We start from the raw sequence: 24,898 nt of genomic DNA on the forward strand, positions 1-24,898 counted from the left end.
TGTGGGAGAAGAAGGATTCTTAGCGCACTTCGCCTTTTCAATCGGTGGGCTACCCATCACACAGAGCGTATTGACCACGTGGTTCATTATGATGGCCTTATTCCTTTTGGCATGGAGTTCTACTCGAAAACACTCTCTCCTACAACCAAGCACTTATCAAGTCATTTGGGAGGGCGTTTTGAGCACCATGTATGATGCGATGAACGAAGTATTGCCTCAACACGTTGAACAGATATTTCCTTTTGTAGCCACCTTATGGATTTTTATCCTTGTTTCCAATTTAATCGGTGTTATTCCAGGTTTTTATTCACCAACGGCTGATTTATCTGTGACGGCGTCACTTGCGATGATTACTTTTTTATCGGTACACTGGTTTGGAATTCGTGCCGAAGGATGGCGAGATTATTTGAAACATTTTATTAAGCCAACTCCTTTTTTGTTGCCTTTTCATTTGATAAGCGAAATATCTCGAACATTCGCATTGGCAGTCCGATTGTTTGGTAATATCATGAGCTTGCAATTAACCGCCTTGATTGTCCTCATGATTGCCGGATTTTTAGCCCCTATTCCAATCCTCATTTTACATATTATTGAAGCCATCATCCAAGCTTATATTTTTGGCATGCTGGCTTTAATTTATATCGCCGGGGGCATTCAAGCTCATGAACTTAAAAGCCGAGGAGAATCGTTATGAATGACATGAGTTGGTTTAGTTTAGCGTCAACCGTTATTGCAGCAATAGCCATTGCCATAGGAACCATAGGACCGGCACTGGCCATGGGGCGCGCCATTAGTCACGCCCTGGATGCTTTAGCAAGGCAACCTGAGGCTGAAAAATCCATCACGAGAACCTTATTCATTGGTTTGGCCATGATCGAATCATTAGCCATTTATTGTTTGGTGATTGTTTTGATTATTCTCTTTAGAAATCCATTATTGTCTTATTTTGTAACGCAACAGGGATAAAGCCAATGGAACTCTCTTGGACCACTTTTTCATTAGAAATCATTAATTTTCTTATTCTCCTTTGGATTTTGAAACGCTTTCTTTATGCGCCAATACAAAAAACCATGTTAGAACGAAAAAAAAGGGTGCAAGAACAATTAGCGAATGCTGCAACACTGCACGAGGAAGCAAAGCAATTGCAAACAACCTATGAAAATCGTCTTACCGATTGGCAACAAGAGAAAGCAACCCTGCAAAACGAGTGGCATGAGGCAATGGAACAATGGAAATTGGAAGAGAGGCTTCGCTTTGAAACACAATTGAGTCAAGAGAAAGAGCGGATTTTTTCCCATGAAATGCAACGAGCCTCAACCATCATTGAAAACAATGCTAAAGAAGCATTCCTTTTGGCTGGGAAATTTGCTGAAAAGTTGTTAATACCTTTTGCTGATGCGCATCTTGAAGAGAAAATCATCGAAAAAACCATTGAGGAGCTCCATCATTTCCCAGTGGAAAAGTGGCCATGGGGGAATATTATTTCTGAGGAAGAGACCGTTTCCATACAAAGTGCCTACCCCATCAAGGAACACCAAAAGCAGCGACTGCTACAAGCCATTGAACAATTAGTACCTCAAACACTTAAAATCCATTTTACGGAAAATCCAAAGCTTCTAGCCGGATTAACCCTTCAAATGGGTCCGATGTGTTTGCAAGCCAATCTTCGTGATGAATTAAAATTCTTTACAGAGACAAAAAATGAACTGGCCTAACACCCCTTCTTTTCTTGAGAAGCAACGACAACGCCTTGAGAACTATCAGTTTCAAGTCAAGATATCAGAACAGGGAGAGGTGGTTTCTGTGGGAGATGGCATTATCTGGATTAAGGGATTACCTGGAGCCGCTATCGATGAAATTCTTATTTCAGAGGATAATTGTTGTATCGCCATGGTGTTCCATCTCACAGAAAACCTTGTAGGCGCCGTTATGTTGGTACAAACCAAAAAATTAAAGGCAGGCACTCCTATTTTTCCTCTAAAGCGAGTATTGAGTATTCCTGTAGGCGATAAACTGCTTGGACGAGTGATTGATCCATTAGGCAATCCCTTGGATGGTGGCGAGATTCCTCCGTGTGATGAACAAGGATTACTTGATAGGTTGTCGCCACCTATTATTCACCGCGACTTTGTCAGTCGTCCCTTTTATACGGGCAATAAGATTATTGATAATTTAATTCCTATTGGCAAAGGGCAGAGGGAATTAATTATTGGCGACAATGGGCTTGGTAAAAGTTCTCTGGCCATTGATATTGTGATGAATCAAAAAGATAAACAGGTGTATTGTGTCTATGTGTTGATTGGACAAAAGCGTTCCACAGTGAGCACTACCATTCAATTATTAAAAAAAGCCAATGCATTGGACTACACAACTGTTGTGGTGGCCCTTGCAACGGCATTACCTGGATTACTTTATCTGGCCCCTTTTGCAGGGTGCGCCATTGCCGAACACTGGATGAAAAAAGGCTTGGATACCCTGGTGGTCTATGATGATTTGAGTGCCCATGCCAATAGTTACCGTGAGCTTTCCCTTTTACTGCGTAGACCACCTGGACGTGAAGCGTTTCCTGCTGACATTTTTTATCTGCATTCTCGTTTATTAGAGCGCTCAACCTGTCTTTCCCCTGCTATGGGAGGCGGCAGTATGACTGCGTTGCCTATTATCGAAACCAAAGAAGGTGACATTGCGACTTATATCCCTACGAATCTTATCTCAATCACCGATGGACAAATCTTTTTTGATGAATCATTATTCTCTTCTGGATTTCTTCCAGCCATTGATATCACCAAATCGGTCTCACGAGTCGGTGGTAAAGCTCAGCATTTGCAAATTAAAAAAGAAGCCAGTCGAATGAAACTGGATTACATGCAATTTCTTGATTTGGAAATGTTCACTCGCTTTGGGGCAAGGCTGGATGCCAAAATGCAAAAACAAATTCAAAAAGGGCGAATTTTAAGAGAAATTCTGAAACAAGAACGATTTTCACCACTACCTATTGAATTTCAACTCGCATGGCTTGTTGCTTACAATGAGGGTTTCTTTGACGAATTGAATATAGAAGACATCCCCAAAAACCTCAAAAAAATAGAAGAAGAAATAAAACAGAGCAATTGGTCATTGGGCAGCACCCGAGAACAATGGAAAAAGGCTATAAAAGAATGGCTAATGGCATAGAACTGACTCATTATCCATTCCAAAGTAAAGTAATGAGTATCATTTACCACTTGGATGGTTTTATGACTAAGCGAACGAAACTGAAAGAACACCTTCATACCTTAGAGGAAATTGGCAACATCATGACGGCCATGAAAAATCTTTCTTTAATTGAAATTGGCAAAATCACCAAATTTCTTTTCATGCAAGACAATGTCATTAGAACAATTCATGAGGCGAGCAGTGATTTTTTAAGTTTCTATCCTATTTCCCTCATAAATCAACAAGGGAATCACCCGTTAATTTCTATTCTTATCGGCTCAGAACGAGGCTTTTGTGGCCCTTTTAACGATAATTTAATTCATCAGCTGGATGCTCTCAAAAAGCAAAATTCTGAATTGGAGCCAGTACTCATTCTTGTAGGAAATAAACTGACGCTAAAAATGGCTAATGATCCTCGTGTCATGGCAACAATAGAGGGACCCAATGCTATTGAAGAAATTCCAGCCGTGATTTTAAATTTATTACAAACGTTAGAAAAAGTCTTATTACAAAGACATAGGACATTACATTCTTTGCATTGGAATGTTCTCTTCAATGAGGAAGAGCGAAATCAAATTCAAGTAAAAACCTGGCGACCCTTTGAAGAATTTGATCCAAGTCTTGTGAATCATTTTTCTATACCACCCATTTTAAATTTACCCCAAGACCAGTTTTTCTCTGACTTGGTAGAACATTATTTACTTGCCATGTGTTATTCGATTTTTTATCAATCGTTTTTTGCGGAGAATCATCAAAGACTTTTTCATTTAAACCAGGCATTAGATCGCCTAGAAAATAAAAAAAATTCATTAAACAATCGTCTCAATTTACTGCGCCAAGAAGAAATTACTGAAGAAATTCAGAATATTTTGCAAAGCGCGGAAGCGATTATTGGCCAGGAACTCACTTAAAAATACGAGGTAAACAAGTAACACCGCCTCTTTATGAGGTCGTTTTCTTATACAGGTTACAGACGACTATTAGTTTCAACTGCCCTAGTTTCGTTTCTCCACGACATAAAGCCTTATATTTTTCCTGGCCCGAAATCGCGATGAGTTCGAGAGCGATTTGGTTGAGTTTGGCTAATCAATGGAATTAATTACTACATGAATTCATAGTCATCCCTTTTGAGTCATTGGAAATTTGTTACAGAATATGGGATAAACTAATATTAGATTGGAAAACAATAATTTCAGTTCAAAATACAGAATGTCTTTTAGCGAATAAGAAAGACTTTCTTGAGGACTGTTTCACTTAAACCATTTCATGAATTGACATTTTAAGTGAGCTTTGGAGGAAGAGGATGCCGTTTCAATACATTAAAAAAGGATTTGCTCCGCTTCGATTTTTTCAAAAAGGGTTAGTTTATTGCATGTTGGCGGTGACCTTTCTTACTTTTGCACAACCCTCAACGGAAGAGCATGCCGCACATCATCAAGGAGGAAAAGAGAAAGAAGGCGGAGGAATGAGTGGCATGATGAAAAACATAGGTACTCCCTCTCAGGAGCTTTACCCCTCTTTGATGAATTTACCCACACTATCCCCAGAAAAACGCATTGCAATTCAACAAATGGCACACCAACGCATAACATCGGGTATTGCGCTCATGAAAGGTGGACTTGGCGATCTGGTGTTGGCGTCTCGCAATAACGATTACTCTAACATGCAGAATGCTCTAGAGAAATTACGTGAAGGGATTGCCCAATATGAAAGTGGGCTGGCAGCACTTCGTGCGCTTGCTGAGGGAAAAAATCCGCACTACATCGCATTACAGTGGTTTAAACGGGAAATGAATCTCCTTCCAAGTGCTCCTCAAGCCAATCATATCTTAGGTGGTCCTTTTTTTCATTTAACGATTATAGGCCTATTTATCCTGTTTTTTTTAGTCATGATTTGGATGTATTTTTTCAAAATGAAAAGGTCCGCTGCATTGCTTGATCGTTTAATAAGACAAAATACGTCTACTTCTTCGGACGCATCACACCCCTCTGCAAAAGCAGCTGAACCAACATCTTCATTAGCATCAGTTGAATCCAACGGCACAACTCAAATTTCTGAAGCACCGTCGGAAACCGCATCAACCTCCCCTCCTAAATGTCTCATTCCTAAATTTCCAGTCATGAGATCATTAACCGAACCGGAAGAGAAGTGGGAAGGAAAACTCCGCGTTTGTCGTATTTTTCAAGAAGCCCCAGGAATAAGAACATTTCATTTGGCGTCACAACATCAGGTGGCTTTACCATTTACCTATTATCCTGGCCAGTTCATTACGCTCACCGCAGTGATTAATGATAAAACAGTAAGGCGCAGTTATACCATGGCCTCGACACCGACCCAATTACATTATTGTGCCATCACGGTAAAGCGAGAAGAACAAGGCTTGTTTTCTCGTTATTTGCATGATGAAATTAAGGAAGGCGATCTTCTTGATGTGATGGGGCCCAATGGTAAATTTACTTTTACTGGCGAAGAAGCAAAAAGCATCGTACTGATTTGTGGAGGGGTTGGCATTACTCCGATGATGGGTATCATACGCTATCTTACTGATATTGGGTGGCACAATGAGATTTATTTGCTTTACTGTTGTCGCACAACCGTTGATTTTATCTTTCGCGAAGAATTAGAACATCTTCAGGAAAGATACCCTAATCTCCATGTTTATGCTTCGATGCTGCGTTCAGAGGGAACCATTTGGATGGGCTTACAAGGTATGTTTACCAAGAATATCATCAGCTATCTTGTCCCCGACATTGCCTCTCGTCGTATTCATGTTTGTGGTCCTCCTGCCATGATGGACGCGGTACTGGATATCTTGAAAGAACTTAACGTACCAAACGACTTGATTGTAACGGAAGCGTTTGGGCCGGAAAGAAAACCTGAAATAACACAGGCAGACTTTGACTTCATCAAAGCAGATGCTCGTGCGATGGTTTCTTTTAGAAAATCCAACAAAACAGTTCCGATTTTGCCAAACCACACACTACTTGAAATAGCCGAAGCAAACAGTATTGCTATTGATAATGCCTGTAGAACTGGTCAATGCGGATTATGTAAAGTGACATTGCTGTCAGGAGAGGTGACCATGGCTTGTGAAGATGCCCTTTCAAAGGAAGACAAACAACAGGGGCTTATCTTGGCCTGTCAGGCAAAAGCCACCCAAAATATTGAGGTGGATGCTTAATGAACGCGCCAGGACGTATGATGGTTTTAGGCTTGGTATTGTTAATGCTTATCACGTGGCTAGGCTTTACAGTCCATGTGTCTCCTCGATTTGCAGGGAGTTTTTGGGGTGGGGTTTTTGGCGTTAGTGGCTCAATATTGATGCTGATTCCACTATTCTATGTCTTTATTAAGCGCATTTCATTTTTGAAGAATTGGGTAACGCAGTATGTCTCCATGAATACCCTGTTGTCCTGGCATATTTACACAGGCATTATTGGTTCTATTTTAGTCTTGATTCATACAGGGCATAAATTCAATGGCGCTCTGGGTATAGCCCTTACTGCAATGACACTCATCGTCACTATCAGTGGTTTTATTGGTCGTTATCTCATGGGCTTTATTACTCATGAAATAGATGAAAAAAAGGCCATACTGATGGGATTGCAAAGGCAATATCAAATCGTTGCCCAAGAATTGAAATCGAGCACATACTCCAATCAGAAAATCGGGAAATTAAGTCTTATGAGAGCGCGCTTCCTTCTATGGTTGCTTGAAGACACCGTATTTGATAGTCATTTAATAAAATCTTCAGAGGTACGTGCTTTGTCTTTAGCAGAAACCATATCTGAGCTTGAATACGCCATCCGTTTTCATGAGCACTTCAAACGCGTATTTCAAAAATGGTTAACGTTTCACATTATTACAGCACTGGCATTGTATGTTCTGCTGGGTCTACACGTGTGGTCCGGAATTTATTTTGGATTAAGGTGGTTTCGATGAAGCTTAGCTGGGCTACACTGGTTGCCCTTATTGTTTTAGCGACGCTGTCTTTTGTCGCCTATTATACGTCTTATCATGGGGATGAGAGCAGCAGCTTGACTAGCGTGACAGAGTGGCAAAGAATGGCTAGTCCCGGAGAGCTTTCCAAGGCTCACTCTTTTCTTAGTCACAACTGTAATGCGTGTCATACTCCAGTAAAAGGGGTTGAGGCAGTAAACTGTATTGCATGCCACGCCAACAACGAGTCTCTTTTAAAACGCCAACCCACCTCATTTCATGCCAACATTGGCAGTTGTGTCGAGTGTCATACAGAACATCAGGGTAGCAAGACACGCATAACTCACATGGATCATAATGCGCTGGTTTCGTTAGGACTTCAGCAAATCCAATTTTTTTCAAACTCAGATGATGAAGAAGAACGATTGATTATTGAACAGGTTACGCTCTTTCTAGAGCAGAATGAATCCAAAAAGCCAACGTTACTGGCAAACCCCCATTTATCGACTCAAGAACTTACTTTACGGTGTGCCTCTTGCCATCAAAACAAAGACAAGCACTTTAAATTATTTGGTGACGATTGTTCTGCTTGCCACGAAACGGCTCATTGGAGCATTCCTGAGTTTAGACACCCTTCCCCTCGCTCAATGGATTGTGCTCAATGCCATCAAGCCCCACCAAGCCATTATATGGAGCATTTTCATATGATCTCAAAAGTGGTTGCTGGCAAGCCACATGCTCGTGTTGATCAATGTTTTCTTTGTCATCAAACCACTTTGTGGACTGATATTAAAGGCGTTGGGTTTTATAAGCATCATTGATGGGTATAGGCTTAAAGTTCTAATGCAGTTAATTCACTGAAATTCAACCAGGATAATTTTCTTTGTAGAACTAGCTTGAAAACAGTTTAGGAATAAAGGCCGGAGTTTTCTGTGCATAGTGTTGGTATTCTTCCCCAAACTCCCTAAGAGTTTCCTCTTCTTCTTTATGCGCCAGTTTCACATACATGATGACCAGTATAGGAAACATGATTAAGGTCAGAATGGTTGGCCATTGCAGTAAGAAACCAATCATCACCAGAATAAATCCATCGTATTGCGGATGGCGAATTTTAGCATAAAGTCCTGTCGTGGCTAATTGATGATTCTTTTGAGCGCGATAAAGAGTACCCCAGGCTGATGCAATCACCCAAAGACCACCGATGATGAACACAAAACTTAAGATATGAAAGACATCAAAATGGGGATCTCCTTTCAAGCCAAATAGAGTATGTAGTAAATGGCCACTGTCATGACCGTACAAATCAACTCCAGGATAATATTTAGAAAGCCATCCTGACAATAAATAAATGGTTAAAGGAAAACCATACATTTCAGTAAAATAAGCAGCCACAAAGGCAGAGAAAGCCCCAAATGTGCGCCAATCTCGCCCTGCCTTAAATGTGGTGGTAAAACTATAGGCAAACAGAATGAAAATGACTGAATTAACAATAACTAATGACCAAAAACCATAAGCATAAGCAGTATGTTCCATTTCGATCAATCCTTATTCTCAGAAGAATCGTTGTCCTCGTTATCCGATTTATGGTGATGGTCCTCTCCATGCTTTCCATGTCCTTTGTGCATAAAAAGATGCATCAATGGACAGAGTAAGACTAGGAGCACCAAAGGCGAAGCTCCTAGAAAGCTTGCTATGTGCGCACCATGCTCTACAATCAAGTAATAGCCAATAATCCCAATAATGACGATGGCCACCAAGCCAGAAGGAGAACTCCAAAAGCGCTTCTCGTTTTGTGGTTTTGGTGGCCTCGGGTGATGCCCAAATGCAGGCGACATGATGTGTCCTCCTTTGACTCATTAATCTAATTAGTATAGTCCATTCTTATAAAGGATTGCGCCAGTAATGTATAACCCGAAATGCCTCAAAACATGTTCAAAAATTGAATAATTATTATGCCTTGTCTATAATTAAAGCGATAAATGTTAGATTTATAATAGTTTAGAATGGCATAATCACATCCTTTACAAGGAGCAGTGTATGTGGACTTTAAAGATGTTGAAGCTGTTTGTTGCTGTAGCAGCTTTGGCAGGTTCAACTGCTGTAACTGCTGCCTTTGATACCTCAATCAAAAATGATTCACAATTAGGTTCTATGATATTGGCTGCCAATGTACCTCATGCACCTCACTGGACACCTCATGGTGGACATGGCCGGTGGCATTGGAATGGACATCGATGGCATTGGATTCAATATCACCAAAATTGGCATCATAACTGGCATCAAAATTGGCACCAACAAAATTGGCACCAACAAAACTGGCAACATGGTGGACATGGTGGGCATTAAGAGTGGGAAGTTCACTCCCAAATCTTGATGAGTGAGTAAAGGTCTTAGCATTTTGTTAAGAAGGGTTTGTTGTGCCAAATATAACCAGCCATATAAGTCAGTCACCGTCATAAAGATGGAGGAGGGATGCCCTCTTCCTTGGGAAGAATAAGCCTAATATTCCAATCAACAAGCCAGTTCATTGATATGAGATAATGTCCATCCTTGATGGACTAATATCATGAATTAGACTATATTATTCTTATGAATTCCAAATAAGACAGTTGATCAGTACTTTTATGGGTTTTACTTTCTTAAAAAAGAACAGCAACCCCTAAAGTAACGGTGTCTTGAGTAGTGGGCTCTCCCTGGCTTTGAAGAATCCTCTTAAGAGTCCCATACTCTTTATCATGCTCGTACTCTGTAAAAATACTAAGCCCTGGCTTAAGACGATAATAAGGTCTAATGATGTAACGCATTTGATTTAAACCATTGCCAATCTCATTCTTAACTACGGTGTGAGTGGCCAGAATGCTACGGATCCCCGTTAGGAAGAAGAAGTTATTGGTCAGCTGGGTAGCTCGCGCTAACTGAATGTCAAACTTAACACTACCATCACGGTAATAGGTTCTAATGTTGGTATCAATGTAATAAGGCATCACCCCTTCAATACCAATACCGGGTTGCCAATAAGGTCCTCCCGGGCGATAAAAATAATTGACCCCACCTTTAATGGCCCAAAATTGACTGATCAAATGCCAATAGAACACATCGATGTCTGCATTTTCAACAGCTCCTTTATAAATTTCCGCATCCTCAGTATACAGCTGAAGCTTGTTGTAATCTGGGCCATAGAGTCCTCTAAAAGACATTTCCTGAGCATTATGAAAAGGGTCTTCACCCAGTTCGATATAGTTTGCGCGATAGAAGCCTTGATGATGCCCTGCAGGGTGTTTGATGAGTGACGCATCCAGTGGCATGACTTCGTCTTCTCTTACGATAGGTCGATTGATATAGGCTTGTTGAAAAGCGTAATTCTCTGGCTTTCGAGTCCCATTGGCAATCTCTATGATGGTGGTGTATTGAAATACCCGCGCCATACCCGCCGTCATGTGCAAAAGATGATGGCAATGGAAAAACCATTGGCCACTGGCCTCCGTATCAAAATCAGCAACGGCAGTGGCGCCTGGAGCGACCTCAATAGTATGCAATAAAGGATCGTAAGCCCCATGGCCATTGCGTAAAATAAACCAATGGCCATGAATATGCATGGGGTGACGCATCATCGAATTATTGGTAAAAATAATCCGATAGCGCTTTCCTGGCTCAATCAGAATCGGTTTGGCCTTGTATTCCGGTAGGCCATTAATAAACCAGATATAACGGTCCATGTAACCAAACAATTCCATTTTAATAATCCCATCGACGGGTTTATTCGGATTGTTGGTTTTCACTGCTCCTTTTAACTCTTGATATTTGGTTCCTAAAGTAGTGGCCTTTGTAGAATCAGGTGGCTCTATCTTATCGCCGATGATGGTCGGCTCAATAGGCATCTGCATATTCATAGAATCATTCATCGACATGCCATGCTCCATAGGCATATCAGGCTTCATTTTCATATCTGCAGACATGTCGCTGTAATTAGCAGAGTGAGCCATTTTTTTGCCCATGGACCCTTGTGTTGAAGAAGAATGCTTTGGCATCGAATGAGACGATTGAGTAGAGTTAGGCCTCTTATTGTTGTTCATTGTGCCATGATTCATGCCCGGCATGTCCATACTCTTCATCGAGGTCAATGAGGATTTGGATTTCATTGAGGGTAAGGAGTGAACTGAATGATTTGATAAATTGTCCATTTTCTTTTGGGAAGTCATGGAGGCCCTGGAGTGATTAGCACTTTGCGAACTCATTGTTTTAGAATGCGAAGGCATGGTCATTGATGGTTTCATCGCCGTTGATGATTTATTTTTGCTCATCAAACCATGCGGTTGGTTTCTATCCATCGCCCCGCCATTCATAGACTTCATCATGTTGGCCATCATCTCTCTTGTGACAGGAAGTGGTTCAGGAAAAGGAGTCACCTGCTGATAGTTGACGGCTTGGTTAGAGTTGGTCACTAAGGCTCCATAGGCTTTGCCCAGGGTGTCAATCGACTCGGCATAAATAATGTAAGGTTTGTTTTTTTGAATTGTAACCAGGATATCATAGGTTTCACCCGGTGCAATCCAAAAATCCTCAATGGGATAAGGTGTCACATCATTTCCCTGGATGTGCACCATTTCCACTTTGGCATCAGGAATTTTGACACGATAGATGGTACTTGCTCCCGCGCCAATGAAGCGTAAACGCACAGTATCCCCTACCTTCACAGGAGCTGTCCAGGGATGAGATTTAGGCTGACCATTTAATAAATACGCATCGTACGCCACGTCACTTAAATCATAGATGCTCATGCGCATTTGTTGCATCATTTTGTAATCAGCGATTAACTTTTTGCGCTCTTCAGGAGAGGCTTTGCGATAATCATGAAGAAATTTCATAAGAGAGGGTTGTAGGGGAAATCGAGGACCGTAATAATCACCGTCTTTTTTTAAATTCGCAAGCACTTGTTCGGCGGGTGTGTTGCTCCAATCGGATAACACCACCACATAATCTTTGGTGTAGTGGTAGCTTGGTGGGTGTGGTGGGTCAATAATAAAAGTCCCATACAAACCTTCTTGCTCTTGAACCTTGGCATGGGCATGATACCAATAGGTCCCCCTTTGATAAAGCTTAAAGCGATAATGGAACACCCCTCCTGGGGGAATTGGCTTTTGACTCACCTCGTCCACCCCATCCATTTGCCAAGGGACTAAAAGACCATGCCAATGAATAGATGTTCCCTCATCCAAATGGTTATACACATTGATGGTGACATCATCTCCTTCTTTAAAATGTAACGTAGGCGCCGGAATTTGCCCATTGACGGCAATGGCACGCCGGGGTTTGCCTGCAAAATTTACCGTTTTATAAGCAACCACCAAATTGACGATATGCTTTGCTCCGCCTGTCATGGTGAGGGGCTTCACTGTACTAATGGGTTGCTTTTTAGACGGTTGTTGTTCCGTTTTGTATTTCACAGGTTTGGGTTGAGACGGTGTTGCCTTGGGAGAGGTGAGTGTTTGTGTTGAAACATTGTGTTGCTTATGCTGGGCAAACAAAGCAGAAGAACTGAACAATAAAAAGGAAAAAATAAAGAAATAGTTCCTTACTGAACAACGCAAGTCCTTTTGTAACATGTTTCCATCCTTCTATGACAATCGTATTAATGCGGCGATACCGTCTTTTCTGCTTTGACAGGCAGAACACCATACCCATAGCGATAGACTAATTCCCCTCCATACCAAGCCGTTGTGAGTAACAGCACTTGGAGAATGAACAACGCCATTAAGAAGGTCAGAGTCGGTTTTTGGCCTTTAATATAACGCCAAATTGACCAAAAAGCCATAAGTACAATAGCACTCGCTGTAGCGAGTGCCCAGTTGCGGTGAATCACTTTTGCTGCATGCAGCAGAGCGCCATGTTTTACCGTATAAAAAGCATAAAACCCAGCTGACACGGTGGTAATCACGCTCAATGCGCCTAACCATAAACACCAACGAGCCACTATTTCAAATTCGACAACAAACAAACTCCTGTTCCATCGGCTATAAGAGGCCAAATAGATGACGGCATAAAGAATCACTGAAACGGTGAATAAAGCTACTGTAAAATGAACAAAAATGGGGTGCCAATTAGGTATAATTTCTATCATGGTCGATGCTTTCCTTATTCCAGTTTGGGGAACCAACATCCCCCTCACCCTTGATTTCCCTATAAAAAATACCCCATTCTAATGGACATGCTATGGATGCCTCTTTTATTCCTTACTCTTGTCAATTAAATGGTTATGCGCCATGCTAAAGGTTGGCTATGGAAATAGCAACAATAAACCAGATTGTTTCTAAAGGAATGGCTATGAATGCGAAAGATAGTTTTGTAGAGAAGGAGCACGAAGAAAAAACAAGGGAGGCTACCCCTCTTCTTGATGAGAAAAAACGTCATGAAATCATGGAATTAGAGAATAAGATTGACCTTGATGACGAATTTTATGCCATACGCTCTGTGAATTAACGTCCTCGCACGTTAATCGGGGTCTTTATAGAGCGCATCAAACCAATTTGCCATCAAATCATTACGCATTATTCTGACCGATTCCAACGAATCCCTTATCATTTGTGCCCAAGCATGCTCTGTTTTTTTAAAGTAATTGTTCTCTGCTGCCATTCGGCGATTAGCATGAATGGGTGGGGCTAATAGTTCCATTGCTTTCATCAGCGGATTCACTTTTTCAGAAAAAACATAGCGACTCATGCGCATGGGATGAGTTTTCTCAAGCCACCAGGATAAGAAAGGATTACTTAAGCTTCGCACCCAGGGTTGCGTTGTTTTTTGGTAAATCGAATCATTGGCTTCAGATGTTTGACGAACCTTGTCAAACGGCTGGGTGGAATGACTTGTGCAAAGTTCTGTGAGTTCGCGCTCTTCAAAACGCACATGATATTGTTCTTTACTGCAATCGAGATCACCCGTTGGGTTAATAATCATCATTTCATAAAGCCCTGGCTGCAATTGCTCAATGGCATCACGATGCTCTAGAATAGCGCGATGGTGCAAGCGAACGACTTTGACTGAGACAAAAATCCCTAAATGCCCTATGGAGGGGTGAAGAAGATAAACAATCCGCTGTTTGGCTTCCTTCAATGCTTGCGTAGTAGGATAAATAGTTCTTATCCAATGCAAAGCCTGCCTCGGTGGTGTAATTTGATCACCTTGGGAAGCAAAGAGAACAATGGGACTTTGAATGCGTTTCAAATCGTAAACACATCCTTTATGAATCTGCATTTCACCGCGCTCTAGTTGATTACCAATAAAAAGATTATTCACTGTGGCCATTATCTCTTCTTGGCTAAATTGGTAAAAACCATTCCACCAGCGTTCAAATTCTAAAAATCGCTCCCGCCCCTCATCGATTTCATCAAATAAACCATAATATTTATCCCAAATCGCTGTGGTTGGATTGAGCAATTCAAAATTAGAGACCAACCACGCCCCATCCAATACCCCCTCCTTTAAATCCGATAGAAAGCGGGCACTCCAGGCACCACCCAAGAGTCCCCCTAATAATTGCATGGGGTTGGCTTCTTCTTCACTGTTTGACCAATAAGAAACCGGTGAGCCATTCATGACCGTCAAATCAACGGTTCCTACACAATCAGAAGCCAATAAGGCAAGCATCCAACCGGCTTGACAATTACCATAAAGAATGGGCGATTTGCCTTCATGCCAAGTTTGGACATTTTCAACAAAATGGCGCAAAGTAATCAGGACATCAGCGAGCGCTTGATGCGGAACAGGGTTAGGATAAAAAATAACAAAGTACACGGGATGACCACTATGAAGTGCAATGCCCACTTCAGAGTCCCGCTTGAAACCACCAATCCCTGGACCATGGCCTGATCTGGGATCAATGATAATGACCGGATGAGCATGAGGATCAAAACACTCTTCAAAACAAACATCGCCGACTTCAAGAATTTTAACTAAGGCATAATTCGTTTTGGGCTCTAATGATTTCCCATCCAGGACTAATTCGTATTTAAAATTAAGCAGTGGTGGCAACCCTTGTTGTTCGTGCTCCATCATATTATTGGCACGTTCACGCAAAGCATCCAAAAACAAAATAGAACGCTGCCAACAATCCAGTTGATAAGAAAAAAAATCACGCCCCATTTGATAAGGCGAGTCGATGTTTTGCTTGTCCATGCGTTACCACCATCCTGAATAATCAACCTCTTTATTTATTTTGGACCAGCGGAGGGACTTTTACAAAAGTTTTCGATCAATTGGATTCCTGCTATTTAAAGACAACTCCTTTTCAATTCTTTTGAGGGGCTTGATGTGTACGTCTGAAAAGTTTTGTAACAATAAATTAGATTAAATACAATCTAGAATGATTAATATAATTTCGAATTAATCGGTTCAACGGATATTGAAACTATAAAACATCTTTTTGGTAATAATAAAGGTGTTAGAACCCTTTGAAAATGGAATTGGCGGGTTAAATTTTGTGCTATGATTTACTATATTTTATTGAATATAAGCTTAAGCCAAGGATATCGGCTATGAATGAACTAGAAAAGGAATGCTGTCCTAAGAAAATTCTATTAACTCCGCAGGAAGAATCTCCAGAAGGTTTAGATTCTTGTTGTGTACCCAGTGATGTGGGTGTTTCAGATAATTTCTTTGCTTTTTTTGGTCAGTTATTTCAAGCAAATCTTGCTAAATGGACTGCGGGGATAAGTCCTGCAGCGATAGGTTCTTCTTATTCCACCTGGCTTTGGCAATTAGCACAATCCCCGGAAGTATTATGGGAATTGGCCTTTTATCCTGTCTTTCATGCCAATGACTGCATTAATAATATCATTTGTGTCGAGCGTGCTGCTGATGGTAAAGACGTGCGTTTTAAAAAAGACAGCTGGCAGCCTATGCCTTGGCGTTTATATGCGGAAGGGTTCCTGCAGGTGGAGGATTGGTGGCGACGTGCCACGACCAAAGTTCCTGGTCTACCCAAACAGGTGGAGCGCACCGTTTCATTCTGGGCACGACAATATCTTGATGCCCTATCCCCTTCCAATTTCGTGTGCTCTAACCCTGATTTATTTCATGAAGCCATTCGCACTGGGGGACTTAATCTCATTCATGGCGGCCAAATTGCATTTGAAGACTGGGTAGAAAAGCTAACAGGCGCGCTTCCTACAGGTTCTGAACATTTTATCCCAGGTAAACAAGTGGCTATTACCCCAGGGCGGGTGGTATTTCAAAATCATTTAATTGAATTGATTCAATACGAAGCTCAAACTAAAACCGTGTATAAAGAGCCGATATTAATCCTGCCTGCCTGGATTATGAAATACTATATTCTTGATTTATCTCCCCATAATTCCTTGGTGAAGTGGCTTGTTAGACAAGGGCATACCGTATTCATCATTTCCTGGCGCAATCCAGATAAAGAAGACCGTGATTTAGGAATGGATAATTATTATCGCCAAGGGGCCATGGCTGCGATTGATGCCGTGTCAGCTATTCTACCCAAAATAAAAATTAATCTGATGGGTTATTGTTTAGGTGGCACGTTAGCCCTGATTACGGCAGCAGCGATGGGAAGAGATAAGGATGAACGCTTAAATAGCCTCACCCTTCTTGCAGCTCAAGGGGATTTTACTGAAGCAGGGGAATTAATGCTCTTTGTTACTGAAAGCCAAGTGGCTTTCCTTAAAAACATGATGGGAGAACAAGGATATCTTGATACCAAGCAAATGGCAGGTTCGTTTCAAATGTTACGCGCTTACGATTTGATATGGTCCAAAATGGTTCAAGACTACATGAAAGGGATGCGGCGTGGGATGATTGATTTAACCGCTTGGAATGCGGATGCCACCCGAATGCCTTATAAAATGCACAGTGAATACCTTGAAAAACTGTTCTTAAAGAACGATTTTGCCGAAGGGCGCTTTACGGTTGAAGGAAAGCCTGTGGCTGCTGAAAATATTCAGTTGCCCGTTTTTGCGGTGAGTACTGAAAAAGACCACGTAGCACCCTGGCAGTCGGTGTATAAAATTCATCTCATGACCGAAGGGGATGTCACGTTTGTCCTGACAGGTGGTGGGCATAATGCAGGGATTGTGAGTGAACCGGGTCATCCTGGGCGCTCTTACCGCGTCCATGAGCACAAGAAAGGGGATGCTTATCTCAACCCCGCGAGTTGGCTTGAGATTGCAGAAAAACGAGAAGACTCTTGGTGGCGAGAATGGCATGACTGGTTAGTGCAGCAATCCACCACAAAGCGTTTTTCACCACTCACACTGGATATGTCACTACCTGCTGCTCCAGGGACTTATGTGCTGCAGAAATAGAAGGAAACAAGGATGGGCAAGGAGTATCTGGAGAATGTGGTCTTTGATGAACTTGCTGTGGGTCGTCAAGCGAGCCTAAGCAAGACTCTGACTCAAGATGATATCAATTTATTTGCTGCCATGTCTGGCGATGTGAATCCGGCGCACGTGGATCTCAAGTTTGCTAAAAGCGATATCTTCCACGGCATCGTCGGTCATGGCATGTGGTCTGGTTCACTCATTTCCGCACTCCTTGGCACTGTTTTACCTGGGCCGGGCACGATTTATCTAAAGCAGGATATTGAATTCAGAAAACCAGTGCGTTTAGGCGATACCATCACCATTACTGTGATTGTTAAAAACAAGCACACTGATAAACCCGTTGCTATTTTTGATTGCAAGGGTGTTAATCAGCGCGGAGAAACGGTCATCGAGGGATTAGCAACCGTGCTTGCGCCAACTGAAAAAATACGGGTGGCACGGACCCAACTACCCCATATTGAAATTCATAGACATGATCGTTTCGAGGCCATAATCAAAGCGTGCCGTTGCATGGGTGCTATCCGCACGGCCATTGTGCATCCGGTTAGTGCTAGCTTAATGGAAGCAGTGAACGATGCGGCAAAAGCTGGGCTTCTTAATCCCATATTAGTGGGGCCTTTGGCCAAAATGAAGACAGCAGCCCGTGAAGCCAATATTAATTTATCACAGTGGGAAGTTATTGATACGGAGCATAGTGATGCAGCAGCAAACAAAGCTGCTGAATTAGCAGCCTCTGGAGAAATTGACGCCATTATGAAAGGTTCACTAAGCACCCATGAATTAATGGCGGCTATTGTGCCCACGACATCTGGTTTACGTACCCAACATCGAATCAGTCACGCCTATGTCATGGATATCCCTTCCTACCACAAACCGCTCATCATTACGGATGCAGCGATTAATATTGCCCCTACTGCCACCGACAAAGCGGATATTTGCCAAAACGCTATTAATCTTTGGCGAGTATTATTTGGCGAGGATAAAAAGCCCAAAGTAGCTATCCTTGCCGCTATCGAAACCGTCAACCCTAAGATGCAAGCTACCGTAGATGCCTCTATTTTGTGCAAAATGGCTGACCGAGGACAGATAAATGATGGCATTCTTGACGGTCCCTTGGCTTTTGATAATGCAATTAACAAGGAGGCAGCCAAAGAAAAAGGAATCCTTTCTTCTGTGGCAGGAGACCCGGATATTCTTTTGGTTCCTGACATCGAATCTGGGAATATTTTGGCCAAACAATTGACTTTTCTAGGCCATGCGGATGCTGCCGGAATTGTTTTGGGTGCTCGTGTTCCAGTCATTCTGGTGAGCCGAGCCGACTCACTGCGAACGAGGCTTTTTTCATGCTCACTGGCTGTTAAACTGGCGGCAGCTCGAAAGAAAGGACGAATCAAATGACCCAAGTACAAGCAGCCAGTATCCTTGTGATTAATGTGGGCTCTTCCAGCGTCAAATTTCAGCTTTTCTCCAGGCAATCCAACCCGCAGCTTTTAGTTCAAGGAAAAGTTTCTGATATTGGCGAGAGCCCTTCTTTTATAGCTAGCGATTCAATACCAAGTCTCGGCAATACAGAGGTTGATAAAAAAAGGCTTTCTGACGAGTGTACGCATGAAGAAGCTTTATGTCTTATTTTGAACTGGATTAAGGATTGGAGTGAACAATGGCAAGTAACTGTGGTTGCTCATCGCATTGTCCATGGTGGATCCCTCTTTAAAAACAGTATCGTAATCAACCCAAATGTCATGCAGAAATTATGGGAATTAGCCCCATTAGCTCCTTTACACCAACCACATAATTTGAAAGCCATTGAGCTCATCAGCGCGCTGAAACCAGAGGTACTTCAAATTGCTTGTTTTGATACAGCGTTTCATGCCCATCATGAGGCTTTGTTCACCGAGTATGCATTGCCACAAAAAATAAGGGAGCAAGGTATTCGTCGCTATGGGTTTCATGGATTATCTTATGAATGGATTGTTCACACCTTGCAACGCTATGAGCCGTCATTAGTTGAGGGACGGCTTATTGCGGCTCATCTCGGCAATGGAGCGAGTTTGTGTGCAATACGCAATGGAATAAGCGTTGATACGACGATGGGCATGACAGCCTTGGATGGGTTACCCATGGGAACTCGTTGCGGGAGCCTTGATGCCGGTGCTGTGACATTTATGATGCGTCATTTAGGATTGTCTTCTGATGAGGTTGAGCATCTTCTTTACAATGAATCTGGACTTCTTGGTTTATCAGGCTTAAGCAATGATGTTAAAACCTTGCAAGACAGTACGGATGTCAGGGCTCAATTTGCACTAGAGTATTTCTGCCTCAAAACTTCCCAATTCATGGGGATGATGGCAGTAACCCTAGGTGGGGTTGATGGCATCGTGTTTACGGGCGGTATTGGTGAGAATTCAGCCTTTGTGCGAAGCACTGTCTTGCGTCATTTGAAATTTCTTAAGCCTTTTGAAACACGAGTTGTTGCGGCCAATGAAGAGCGCATGATGGCACTTCATGCCATGTCGCTTCTTGAACATCAAGCGGGAGTAAAAACTGATGGAGAATAAAAAAGGATTGATTGTTGGCATTGCCAACGAGCACTCCATTGCTTGGGGTTGTGGCAAAGTGTTACATGAAGCGGGGGCTGAACTAGCTATCACTTATCAGAATGAGAAAACCAAGAGTTATGTGCAGCCTTTGGCTGAAAAAGTGTCATCTCCCATTGTTATGCCCTTAGACGTGACGGATAAGGCACAATCTGATGGCCTATTTCAGAAAATAAAAGACTGCTGGGGTCGTCTTGATTTTGTTATCCATGCGATTGCCTTTGCACCAAAAACTGATTTACAAGGTCGTGTTGTCGATTGCTCGAAAGACGGCTTCATGATGGCGATGGATATTTCTTGTCATTCGCTCATTCGGTTGGCAAAAGCCGCTGAACCATTGATGGTAGATGGCGGGAGTATCATTACCATGAGTTATTATGGGGCCGAAAAAGTTGTAAAAAATTACAATCTAATGGGGCCAGTCAAAGCCGCTTTGGAAACCTCAGTGCATTATCTCGCCATGGAACTTGGCAGTAAAAAAATTCGAGTCAATGCCATTTCTCCAGGGCCAATCAATACTCGTGCGGCATCAGGTTTATCCGATTTTGATAAGCTGATGGAAAAGGCGGCAAAGGAAGCACCCTTGCATCAGCTGGTTACAATAGAGGCCATTGGTGAAGCGGCTTCTTTCTTGGTATCCGATAAAGCCTCATCCATTACTGGACAAGTCCTTTATGTGGATGGCGGCTATAATATCAAGGCCTAATAAACTAAAAGTAGTTCTGCTCCCCAGAATGGCACTTGGTTATTTACATGTATTGGCCACCATTAATGTCAAAATTAGCGCCGGTGATAAAGCCATTTTGTTCATCAGCTAGGAAGGCGACAGTCCGAGCAATTTCTTCAGGGTGCCCTAATCGTCCAACTGGAATTTGGGCAATAATCGACTCTAAAATATCGTCCCTCAGGGAGGCGAGCATCTCTGTTCTAATGTAGCCAGGAGAGACTGTATTCACGGTGATTCCTTTCTTTGCCACTTCTTGCGCTAGACTTTTGGTGAAGCCGTACAGCGCTGATTTACTGGCCGCATAATTACACTGTCCAAACTGACCTTTGCGTCCATTAATGGAGGAAACTGTGATAATACGCCCATAACCATTATCCAACATATTAGATAGCGCGGTTTTCGTCATATTAAAAACGCTATTTAAATTGGCATTGATCACATCCTGCCATTGTTCGGGAGTCATCTTTTTCAAGGTGGCATCGCTGGTAACACCTGCGTTGTTGACTAGAACGTCGATTTTGCCGTATTTTTCTAAAACCAAATCCACCAATTTTTCACAATCATTGAAGGAAGAAATATCCGCGTAGACAATGTCGATATCAAATCCCTGAGTAGCTTGCTTCGTCTGCCATTCTCTTGCCAAATCATGATTGCCCTGTTTGAAATAACAGGCAACAACTTGGTAATCCTGTTTTTGCATCTCTTGGCATATGGCTGTTCCAATGCCACCTGTTCCACCCGTCACTAAAGCAATTCGTTTATTCATCTTCCTTCCTCCTTGATTTGGTTATTTAATTATTTAACGAGTTCAACGTCCTCTGCTTGCGGCCCTTTTTGTCCTCTACCTGCTTTAAATAGAACATTTGCTCCTTCAGGAAGCGTTTTAAAGCCACTACCTTGTATGGCGGGCGCTGAAATGGACAAAATAATCCTTGCCACCGCTTCCAATAAAGCCAAAACCCTTGCTTTCATTAAACCATTTTACTTTGCCGCGAATTTTATTGTCATTTTAGTATCTTTCCTGATAATTGAGTGCTTTATAGTGTCATTTTTGAGGGGCAATGAACGTAAGTCTGATTCAGGGTATCTTTTGACAAATAACCCAATCATTAATGCATCGTATTCTACTCCTCTTTTCTGCGTCACTGCAATTTTGTGCAGTGACGCAGAAAACCAACCATGATTTTACCGAGTAAAATCAAACCATTAACGCATTTTGTCCTGGCGCCAGTCTGGCGTCAGGACAAAATTCTTCCCTTCAACCCCTTGCGCAGCAAGCACCACTTTGTTACTTTTTAATGAAGCACAACTGAAGAGCTGGTGTGATTCCAGCGAAACGTAATGCAACGTCTTGTGCAAAGCCACTTTATTCCCTAACTCTGTGGCTGGACGTTCAGTCGGGAAAACCATCTAGGAATCTCTGTCATCCGACAGGGCAACTCCCTCGGGAGTTTAAGTCAATTTATTTCAATTTGACCATGGACTTGTGACAAAGCCCATTGTTTTGTCGTTTTTATTAATCAACAACACAAGGAGGAATAACCAGAAAAACTGTTGTAAATCGGCGAAATCGTTTGCCTTATAACGATTGTTTTGCCCCCCAACTTCGAGCTTTATGGCTTTTGCCAGGTTTCATCTTTGAGTGAGCCGCTCGACCAACACTAAACCAGAGACAGGGCAAATGAATTTTCGGATTGGATGATGAGAAAAAATTCCTTAAGACAAGCTGCAAATCGGTACTTCCAACTTGATAACCGAGGGAGCTACCAAGAAAAGAAAAAACGCGCATACGTCATACAAAAGATGATTGATGATTTATTCCGTATTGGAGAGGTTCCTGTTTCATGGCAAGACATGAAATCAGAGCATATTCAAAAACTAATTGAATATTGGAAAAGAAACCTTGTTAAAGACGCAACAATTATGCGTTACATGACAATTATCAGAAATTATTTACACAATATTAATTGTCCAATATCCAATATAGACAACAAGTCTCTACAATTGCATCGCAAAAAACTAAAACCCCAACGATTAAAATGGCAACCCAACCTCTGGGAATCGTTCTCTGAAATGACATCACGCATTATTATGGCCTTACAAACAGAATTTGGGCTGACTTTTAGTGAAGCAATACATATTAAGCCAGGTGTCCATATCAAAGAGCATAAACTTTCACTCACGAGAGAAATCACTTTTAACTCGGTGGATAGAACGATCCCCCTCAGAAATGAAATTCAAAAAATCATCTTGTCTGACTTAGAAAAACTAACCAACAGACAAAGCTTAGTACAATTTTTTAGCTATAAACGGCTCAAACTTAGCTGGAATCATGCCCTCATAGAACTCGACATACCCATAAAAAAATCTTGGCGTTATTTATATGCCAAGAAAATGTATCAATACTTACTGCCAATACTAGGTAACTACCAAACCTGCTTGGTTTTACAAGATGAGCTGGGAATAAAATCCCGTAACACACTATGGACATACCTACATGAGTAAATCAAAACTGAAAAGCGCACTATTTTCTATTAACGAATGCATCAAAGAACTAAATGTATATTCCCATGCCAGTAAAGCTGACACACGCCATATCTTGAATCGCTGCATTAAGGATCTACACGAGCAAGGCTTTATGGTAGCTCATATTAAGGGACTAAAATCAAAACACATTTATGTGTTAGTACAATACTGGAAAAAACAGGGTAAAACCCCAGCCACTATCAAAAATTACATGTCTAAACTGAGGAAGTTATCCATCTGGCTCAATAAACCAGAATTGATCAAACCTAGCAATGATCATTACCAGATTGACAAACGGAATTATATACCTACTTATAATAAAGCCATTACTGACATAAACTTCTCAAAATGCGAAGAGCCAATGATACGTCTGTCTCTTGAAGCTCAATATCTCTTTGGTTTGCGTCGAGAGGAGTCAATGAAATTGGTTATTAGTGAGGCTTGGAGAGGAGATCGTCTCATATTGAAGCCCAGCTGGACCAAAGGCGGTATTGGAAGAGCCATTGATATTACCAACAAAGAACAAAAGGAATGGCTAGAAAAAGCGATTAAACAAATACCGCATGGACATTCATTGATCCCAAAAAATAAAACATATAAACAATATCTGAGACAATATCAAACTGAAACAGAAAAGCTAGGATTGAAAAATTGTCATGGTCTGCGTCATGCTTATGCTCAAAAAAGATATCACGATATAACAAGCCAACTATCGCCTGATAAACAGCCATTTAAATGTTTCATTGAAGGGGGAAAACCGTCTAAATATTTGTCTCAATCAGAAAAAGCAATAGATCGTGAAGCCCGTGAAATTATAAGTAGAAACCTCGGTCATTCCAGAGTATCCATAACCAAAAGTTATTTAGGCTAACACTTTTTATTTTTTAGCATTTCAATACACAATTGCATTTTATAGTGTGGCACTGGATGCCATGAGGCTATAAATTCTCCAATAATTTCAAAACCAGCTTTTTTATAAACATGGACTGCACGCTCATTAGAGATCTCAGGATCAATAAGCACTATTTTGGCATTAGAAAATTGACTTAAGATAAATTCATGAATCATCTGTACTGATAATCCCTTACCGATATAATCCAATCTGCAAATAAATAAATCTAGTGTAACCGCATCATCAGGATATTCTTCTGATTTCTCTATTTCAGAAGTAATTAAATAAGCGAATGGGGTTTCATTATCATAGGCTATCCAATGAGTAGCCCACGGCTCCCCATCATTTAAAAATTGATCAATATCTTTAATGGTATTACTTAGTCCTTCACCATGAAGCCATTCATTAATATGTGGCTGATGAATCCACCCAAGAATAAGCTCATGTTGTGATTTATTCACTGGTTTGAAACAAAAACGAAACTCATTTTTAGTAACTTTAATCATCCAAATTATACCCAAATAGTTGGAAACTAATCCCAAAATTGTATCACTTATCTTGGAGCTATGTATCAATGAATTTTCAAATAAGTTCATTTACTATCAATTGAAAAAAGTCCTTGATTTCAAGAACTGGCTTGATAATCTAAAAGCAACACAACTGAAGAGTCAGTGCAACTCTG

General features: G+C 41.6%; 24 protein-coding genes and 1 pseudogene. 16 read left to right on the plus strand and 9 right to left on the minus strand.

Annotation, left to right across the window (positions count from 1 at the left end; genetic code table 11):
- Position 1: 1 nt before the first annotated feature.
- The 8 genes from Lery_RS12260 to Lery_RS12295 all read left to right on the plus strand — a co-directional run bounded on the left by Lery_RS12260 (position 2) and on the right by Lery_RS12295 (position 7,955).
- Positions 2–694, plus strand: a complete 693-nt coding sequence (locus Lery_RS12260; protein ID WP_058527531.1) for a F0F1 ATP synthase subunit A — start codon at positions 2–4, stop codon at positions 692–694.
- Positions 691–966 (plus strand): F0F1 ATP synthase subunit C, encoded by a 276-nt coding sequence (locus Lery_RS12265; RefSeq protein ID WP_019235654.1) that lies wholly within the window; start codon positions 691–693, stop codon positions 964–966. Before Lery_RS12260 ends, Lery_RS12265 begins: the two co-directional genes overlap by 4 nt.
- A gap of 5 nt (positions 967–971) precedes the next feature.
- Complete coding sequence (locus Lery_RS12270) at positions 972–1,715, plus strand: F0F1 ATP synthase subunit delta (RefSeq protein ID WP_058527532.1); 744 nt, start codon at positions 972–974, stop codon at positions 1,713–1,715.
- Positions 1,702–3,174 (plus strand): F0F1 ATP synthase subunit alpha, encoded by a 1,473-nt coding sequence (locus Lery_RS12275; protein WP_058527533.1) that lies wholly within the window; start codon positions 1,702–1,704, stop codon positions 3,172–3,174. The genes Lery_RS12270 and Lery_RS12275 overlap by 14 nt, the downstream gene beginning before the upstream one ends.
- 62 nt (positions 3,175–3,236) lie before the next feature.
- Positions 3,237–4,106 carry a F0F1 ATP synthase subunit gamma gene (locus Lery_RS12280; protein ID WP_058527967.1) on the plus strand — a complete coding sequence of 290 codons (870 nt, stop codon included), beginning with the start codon at positions 3,237–3,239 and terminating at the stop codon, positions 4,104–4,106.
- 392 nt (positions 4,107–4,498) lie between these two features.
- Complete coding sequence (locus Lery_RS12285) at positions 4,499–6,376, plus strand: 2Fe-2S iron-sulfur cluster-binding protein (RefSeq protein ID WP_058527534.1); 1,878 nt, start codon at positions 4,499–4,501, stop codon at positions 6,374–6,376.
- Entirely contained in the window at positions 6,376–7,137 is a 762-nt protein-coding gene (locus tag Lery_RS12290; protein ID WP_058527535.1) for a hypothetical protein, read from the plus strand. Before Lery_RS12285 ends, Lery_RS12290 begins: the two co-directional genes overlap by 1 nt.
- Positions 7,134–7,955, plus strand: a complete 822-nt coding sequence (locus Lery_RS12295) for a cytochrome c3 family protein (RefSeq protein WP_058527536.1) — start codon at positions 7,134–7,136, stop codon at positions 7,953–7,955. The genes Lery_RS12290 and Lery_RS12295 overlap by 4 nt, the downstream gene beginning before the upstream one ends.
- Before the next feature lie 70 nt (positions 7,956–8,025).
- On the opposite strand, the gene Lery_RS12300 is transcribed toward Lery_RS12295, so the two are convergent.
- On the minus strand, positions 8,026–8,667 hold the full coding sequence (locus Lery_RS12300) for a methyltransferase family protein (RefSeq protein WP_058527537.1): 642 nt from the start codon (positions 8,665–8,667) through the stop codon (positions 8,026–8,028).
- A 5-nt stretch (positions 8,668–8,672) separates the two neighbouring features.
- On the minus strand, positions 8,673–8,969 hold the full coding sequence (locus tag Lery_RS12305; RefSeq protein ID WP_058527538.1) for a DUF2933 domain-containing protein: 297 nt from the start codon (positions 8,967–8,969) through the stop codon (positions 8,673–8,675).
- Positions 8,970–9,171: 202 nt separating this feature from the next.
- Between Lery_RS12305 and Lery_RS15105 the strand changes: the two genes are divergently transcribed.
- Positions 9,172–9,480 (plus strand): hypothetical protein, encoded by a 309-nt coding sequence (locus Lery_RS15105; RefSeq protein WP_061477146.1) that lies wholly within the window; start codon positions 9,172–9,174, stop codon positions 9,478–9,480.
- Between the two features lie 293 nt (positions 9,481–9,773).
- Here the strand turns inward: Lery_RS15105 and Lery_RS12310 are convergent, their stop codons facing one another.
- Together Lery_RS12310 and Lery_RS12315 are read right to left on the minus strand one after the other, a co-directional pair.
- Entirely contained in the window at positions 9,774–12,737 is a 2,964-nt protein-coding gene (locus tag Lery_RS12310) for a multicopper oxidase domain-containing protein (protein WP_058527539.1), read from the minus strand.
- A gap of 26 nt (positions 12,738–12,763) precedes the next feature.
- Positions 12,764–13,291: a DUF2231 domain-containing protein gene (locus Lery_RS12315; RefSeq protein ID WP_058527540.1), complete on the minus strand. Its 528-nt coding sequence runs from the start codon at positions 13,289–13,291 to the stop codon at positions 12,764–12,766.
- 119 nt (positions 13,292–13,410) lie between these two features.
- On the opposite strand from Lery_RS12315, the gene Lery_RS12320 reads away from it, so the two are divergent.
- Entirely contained in the window at positions 13,411–13,611 is a 201-nt protein-coding gene (locus tag Lery_RS12320) for a hypothetical protein (protein WP_058527541.1), read from the plus strand.
- A 12-nt stretch (positions 13,612–13,623) separates the two neighbouring features.
- Here Lery_RS12320 and Lery_RS12325 read toward each other — a convergent pair whose 3' ends face one another.
- The gene (locus Lery_RS12325) at positions 13,624–15,303 is read right to left on the minus strand and encodes a DUF3141 domain-containing protein (protein ID WP_058527542.1); all 1,680 of its coding nucleotides are present in this window, start codon (positions 15,301–15,303) and stop codon (positions 13,624–13,626) included.
- A 359-nt stretch (positions 15,304–15,662) separates the two neighbouring features.
- Between Lery_RS12325 and Lery_RS12330 the strand changes: the two genes are divergently transcribed.
- Genes Lery_RS12330 through fabI form a run of 4 tightly spaced genes read left to right on the plus strand, consistent with a single transcriptional unit; the run spans position 15,663 to position 20,777 of the window.
- Positions 15,663–17,453, plus strand: coding sequence for a PHA/PHB synthase family protein (locus Lery_RS12330; RefSeq protein ID WP_058527543.1), 1,791 nt, complete (start codon positions 15,663–15,665; stop codon positions 17,451–17,453).
- 12 nt (positions 17,454–17,465) lie between these two features.
- Positions 17,466–18,872 carry a bifunctional enoyl-CoA hydratase/phosphate acetyltransferase gene (locus Lery_RS12335; protein WP_058527544.1) on the plus strand — a complete coding sequence of 469 codons (1,407 nt, stop codon included), beginning with the start codon at positions 17,466–17,468 and terminating at the stop codon, positions 18,870–18,872.
- A complete protein-coding gene (locus Lery_RS12340) occupies positions 18,869–20,032 on the plus strand; it encodes an acetate/propionate family kinase (protein ID WP_058527545.1) in 1,164 nt (387 codons plus the stop codon). The genes Lery_RS12335 and Lery_RS12340 overlap by 4 nt, the downstream gene beginning before the upstream one ends.
- Positions 20,022–20,777, plus strand: a complete 756-nt coding sequence (gene fabI, locus Lery_RS12345) for an enoyl-ACP reductase FabI (RefSeq protein ID WP_058527546.1) — start codon at positions 20,022–20,024, stop codon at positions 20,775–20,777. Before Lery_RS12340 ends, fabI begins: the two co-directional genes overlap by 11 nt.
- Positions 20,778–20,820: 43 nt before the next feature.
- Here fabI and phbB read toward each other — a convergent pair whose 3' ends face one another.
- The 3 genes and pseudogenes from phbB to Lery_RS12360 all read right to left on the minus strand — a co-directional run bounded on the left by phbB (position 20,821) and on the right by Lery_RS12360 (position 22,208).
- Positions 20,821–21,564: an acetoacetyl-CoA reductase gene (phbB, locus tag Lery_RS12350; RefSeq protein WP_058527547.1), complete on the minus strand. Its 744-nt coding sequence runs from the start codon at positions 21,562–21,564 to the stop codon at positions 20,821–20,823.
- Between the two features lie 29 nt (positions 21,565–21,593).
- Positions 21,594–21,795: pseudogene (locus tag Lery_RS15110) on the minus strand (cold-shock protein).
- 209 nt (positions 21,796–22,004) lie between these two features.
- Entirely contained in the window at positions 22,005–22,208 is a 204-nt protein-coding gene (locus Lery_RS12360; protein ID WP_058527549.1) for a hypothetical protein, read from the minus strand.
- 291 nt (positions 22,209–22,499) lie between these two features.
- On the opposite strand from Lery_RS12360, the gene Lery_RS12365 reads away from it, so the two are divergent.
- Complete coding sequence (locus Lery_RS12365; RefSeq protein WP_058527968.1) at positions 22,500–23,303, plus strand: phage integrase N-terminal domain-containing protein; 804 nt, start codon at positions 22,500–22,502, stop codon at positions 23,301–23,303.
- Positions 23,296–24,195: a phage integrase N-terminal domain-containing protein gene (locus Lery_RS12370; protein ID WP_058527550.1), complete on the plus strand. Its 900-nt coding sequence runs from the start codon at positions 23,296–23,298 to the stop codon at positions 24,193–24,195. The genes Lery_RS12365 and Lery_RS12370 overlap by 8 nt, the downstream gene beginning before the upstream one ends.
- Here the strand turns inward: Lery_RS12370 and Lery_RS12375 are convergent.
- Positions 24,192–24,722: a GNAT family N-acetyltransferase gene (locus Lery_RS12375; RefSeq protein ID WP_058527969.1), complete on the minus strand. Its 531-nt coding sequence runs from the start codon at positions 24,720–24,722 to the stop codon at positions 24,192–24,194. The genes Lery_RS12370 and Lery_RS12375 overlap by 4 nt on opposite strands.
- Between the last annotated feature and the right edge of the window lie 176 nt (positions 24,723–24,898).

The sequence above is a fragment of the Legionella erythra genome (assembly GCF_001467615.1).
In the GTDB taxonomy this organism is placed as follows: domain Bacteria; phylum Pseudomonadota; class Gammaproteobacteria; order Legionellales; family Legionellaceae; genus Legionella_C; species Legionella_C erythra.

Bases quoted from the DNA above. Each gene is read 5' to 3' on its own strand.
- Lery_RS12265 (WP_019235654.1), top strand. From the start codon at position 691: ATGAATGACATGAGTTGGTTTAGTTTAGCGTCAACCGTTATTGCAGCA.
- Lery_RS12270 (WP_058527532.1), top strand. From the start codon at position 972: ATGGAACTCTCTTGGACCACTTTTTCATTAGAAATCATTAATTTTCTT.
- Lery_RS12275 (WP_058527533.1), top strand. From the start codon at position 1,702: ATGAACTGGCCTAACACCCCTTCTTTTCTTGAGAAGCAACGACAACGC.
- Lery_RS12280 (WP_058527967.1), top strand. From the start codon at position 3,237: ATGACTAAGCGAACGAAACTGAAAGAACACCTTCATACCTTAGAGGAA.
- Lery_RS12285 (WP_058527534.1), top strand. From the start codon at position 4,499: ATGCCGTTTCAATACATTAAAAAAGGATTTGCTCCGCTTCGATTTTTT.
- Lery_RS12290 (WP_058527535.1), top strand. From the start codon at position 6,376: ATGAACGCGCCAGGACGTATGATGGTTTTAGGCTTGGTATTGTTAATG.
- Lery_RS12295 (WP_058527536.1), top strand. From the start codon at position 7,134: ATGAAGCTTAGCTGGGCTACACTGGTTGCCCTTATTGTTTTAGCGACG.
- Lery_RS12300 (WP_058527537.1), bottom strand. From the start codon at position 8,667: ATGGAACATACTGCTTATGCTTATGGTTTTTGGTCATTAGTTATTGTT.
- Lery_RS12305 (WP_058527538.1), bottom strand. From the start codon at position 8,969: ATGTCGCCTGCATTTGGGCATCACCCGAGGCCACCAAAACCACAAAAC.
- Lery_RS15105 (WP_061477146.1), top strand. From the start codon at position 9,172: ATGTGGACTTTAAAGATGTTGAAGCTGTTTGTTGCTGTAGCAGCTTTG.
- Lery_RS12310 (WP_058527539.1), bottom strand. From the start codon at position 12,737: ATGTTACAAAAGGACTTGCGTTGTTCAGTAAGGAACTATTTCTTTATT.
- Lery_RS12315 (WP_058527540.1), bottom strand. From the start codon at position 13,291: ATGTTGGTTCCCCAAACTGGAATAAGGAAAGCATCGACCATGATAGAA.
- Lery_RS12320 (WP_058527541.1), top strand. From the start codon at position 13,411: ATGGAAATAGCAACAATAAACCAGATTGTTTCTAAAGGAATGGCTATG.
- Lery_RS12325 (WP_058527542.1), bottom strand. From the start codon at position 15,303: ATGGACAAGCAAAACATCGACTCGCCTTATCAAATGGGGCGTGATTTT.
- Lery_RS12330 (WP_058527543.1), top strand. From the start codon at position 15,663: ATGAATGAACTAGAAAAGGAATGCTGTCCTAAGAAAATTCTATTAACT.
- Lery_RS12335 (WP_058527544.1), top strand. From the start codon at position 17,466: ATGGGCAAGGAGTATCTGGAGAATGTGGTCTTTGATGAACTTGCTGTG.
- Lery_RS12340 (WP_058527545.1), top strand. From the start codon at position 18,869: ATGACCCAAGTACAAGCAGCCAGTATCCTTGTGATTAATGTGGGCTCT.
- fabI (WP_058527546.1), top strand. From the start codon at position 20,022: ATGGAGAATAAAAAAGGATTGATTGTTGGCATTGCCAACGAGCACTCC.
- phbB (WP_058527547.1), bottom strand. From the start codon at position 21,564: ATGAATAAACGAATTGCTTTAGTGACGGGTGGAACAGGTGGCATTGGA.
- Lery_RS12360 (WP_058527549.1), bottom strand. From the start codon at position 22,208: ATGGTTTTCCCGACTGAACGTCCAGCCACAGAGTTAGGGAATAAAGTG.
- Lery_RS12365 (WP_058527968.1), top strand. From the start codon at position 22,500: ATGAGAAAAAATTCCTTAAGACAAGCTGCAAATCGGTACTTCCAACTT.
- Lery_RS12370 (WP_058527550.1), top strand. From the start codon at position 23,296: ATGAGTAAATCAAAACTGAAAAGCGCACTATTTTCTATTAACGAATGC.
- Lery_RS12375 (WP_058527969.1), bottom strand. From the start codon at position 24,722: ATGATTAAAGTTACTAAAAATGAGTTTCGTTTTTGTTTCAAACCAGTG.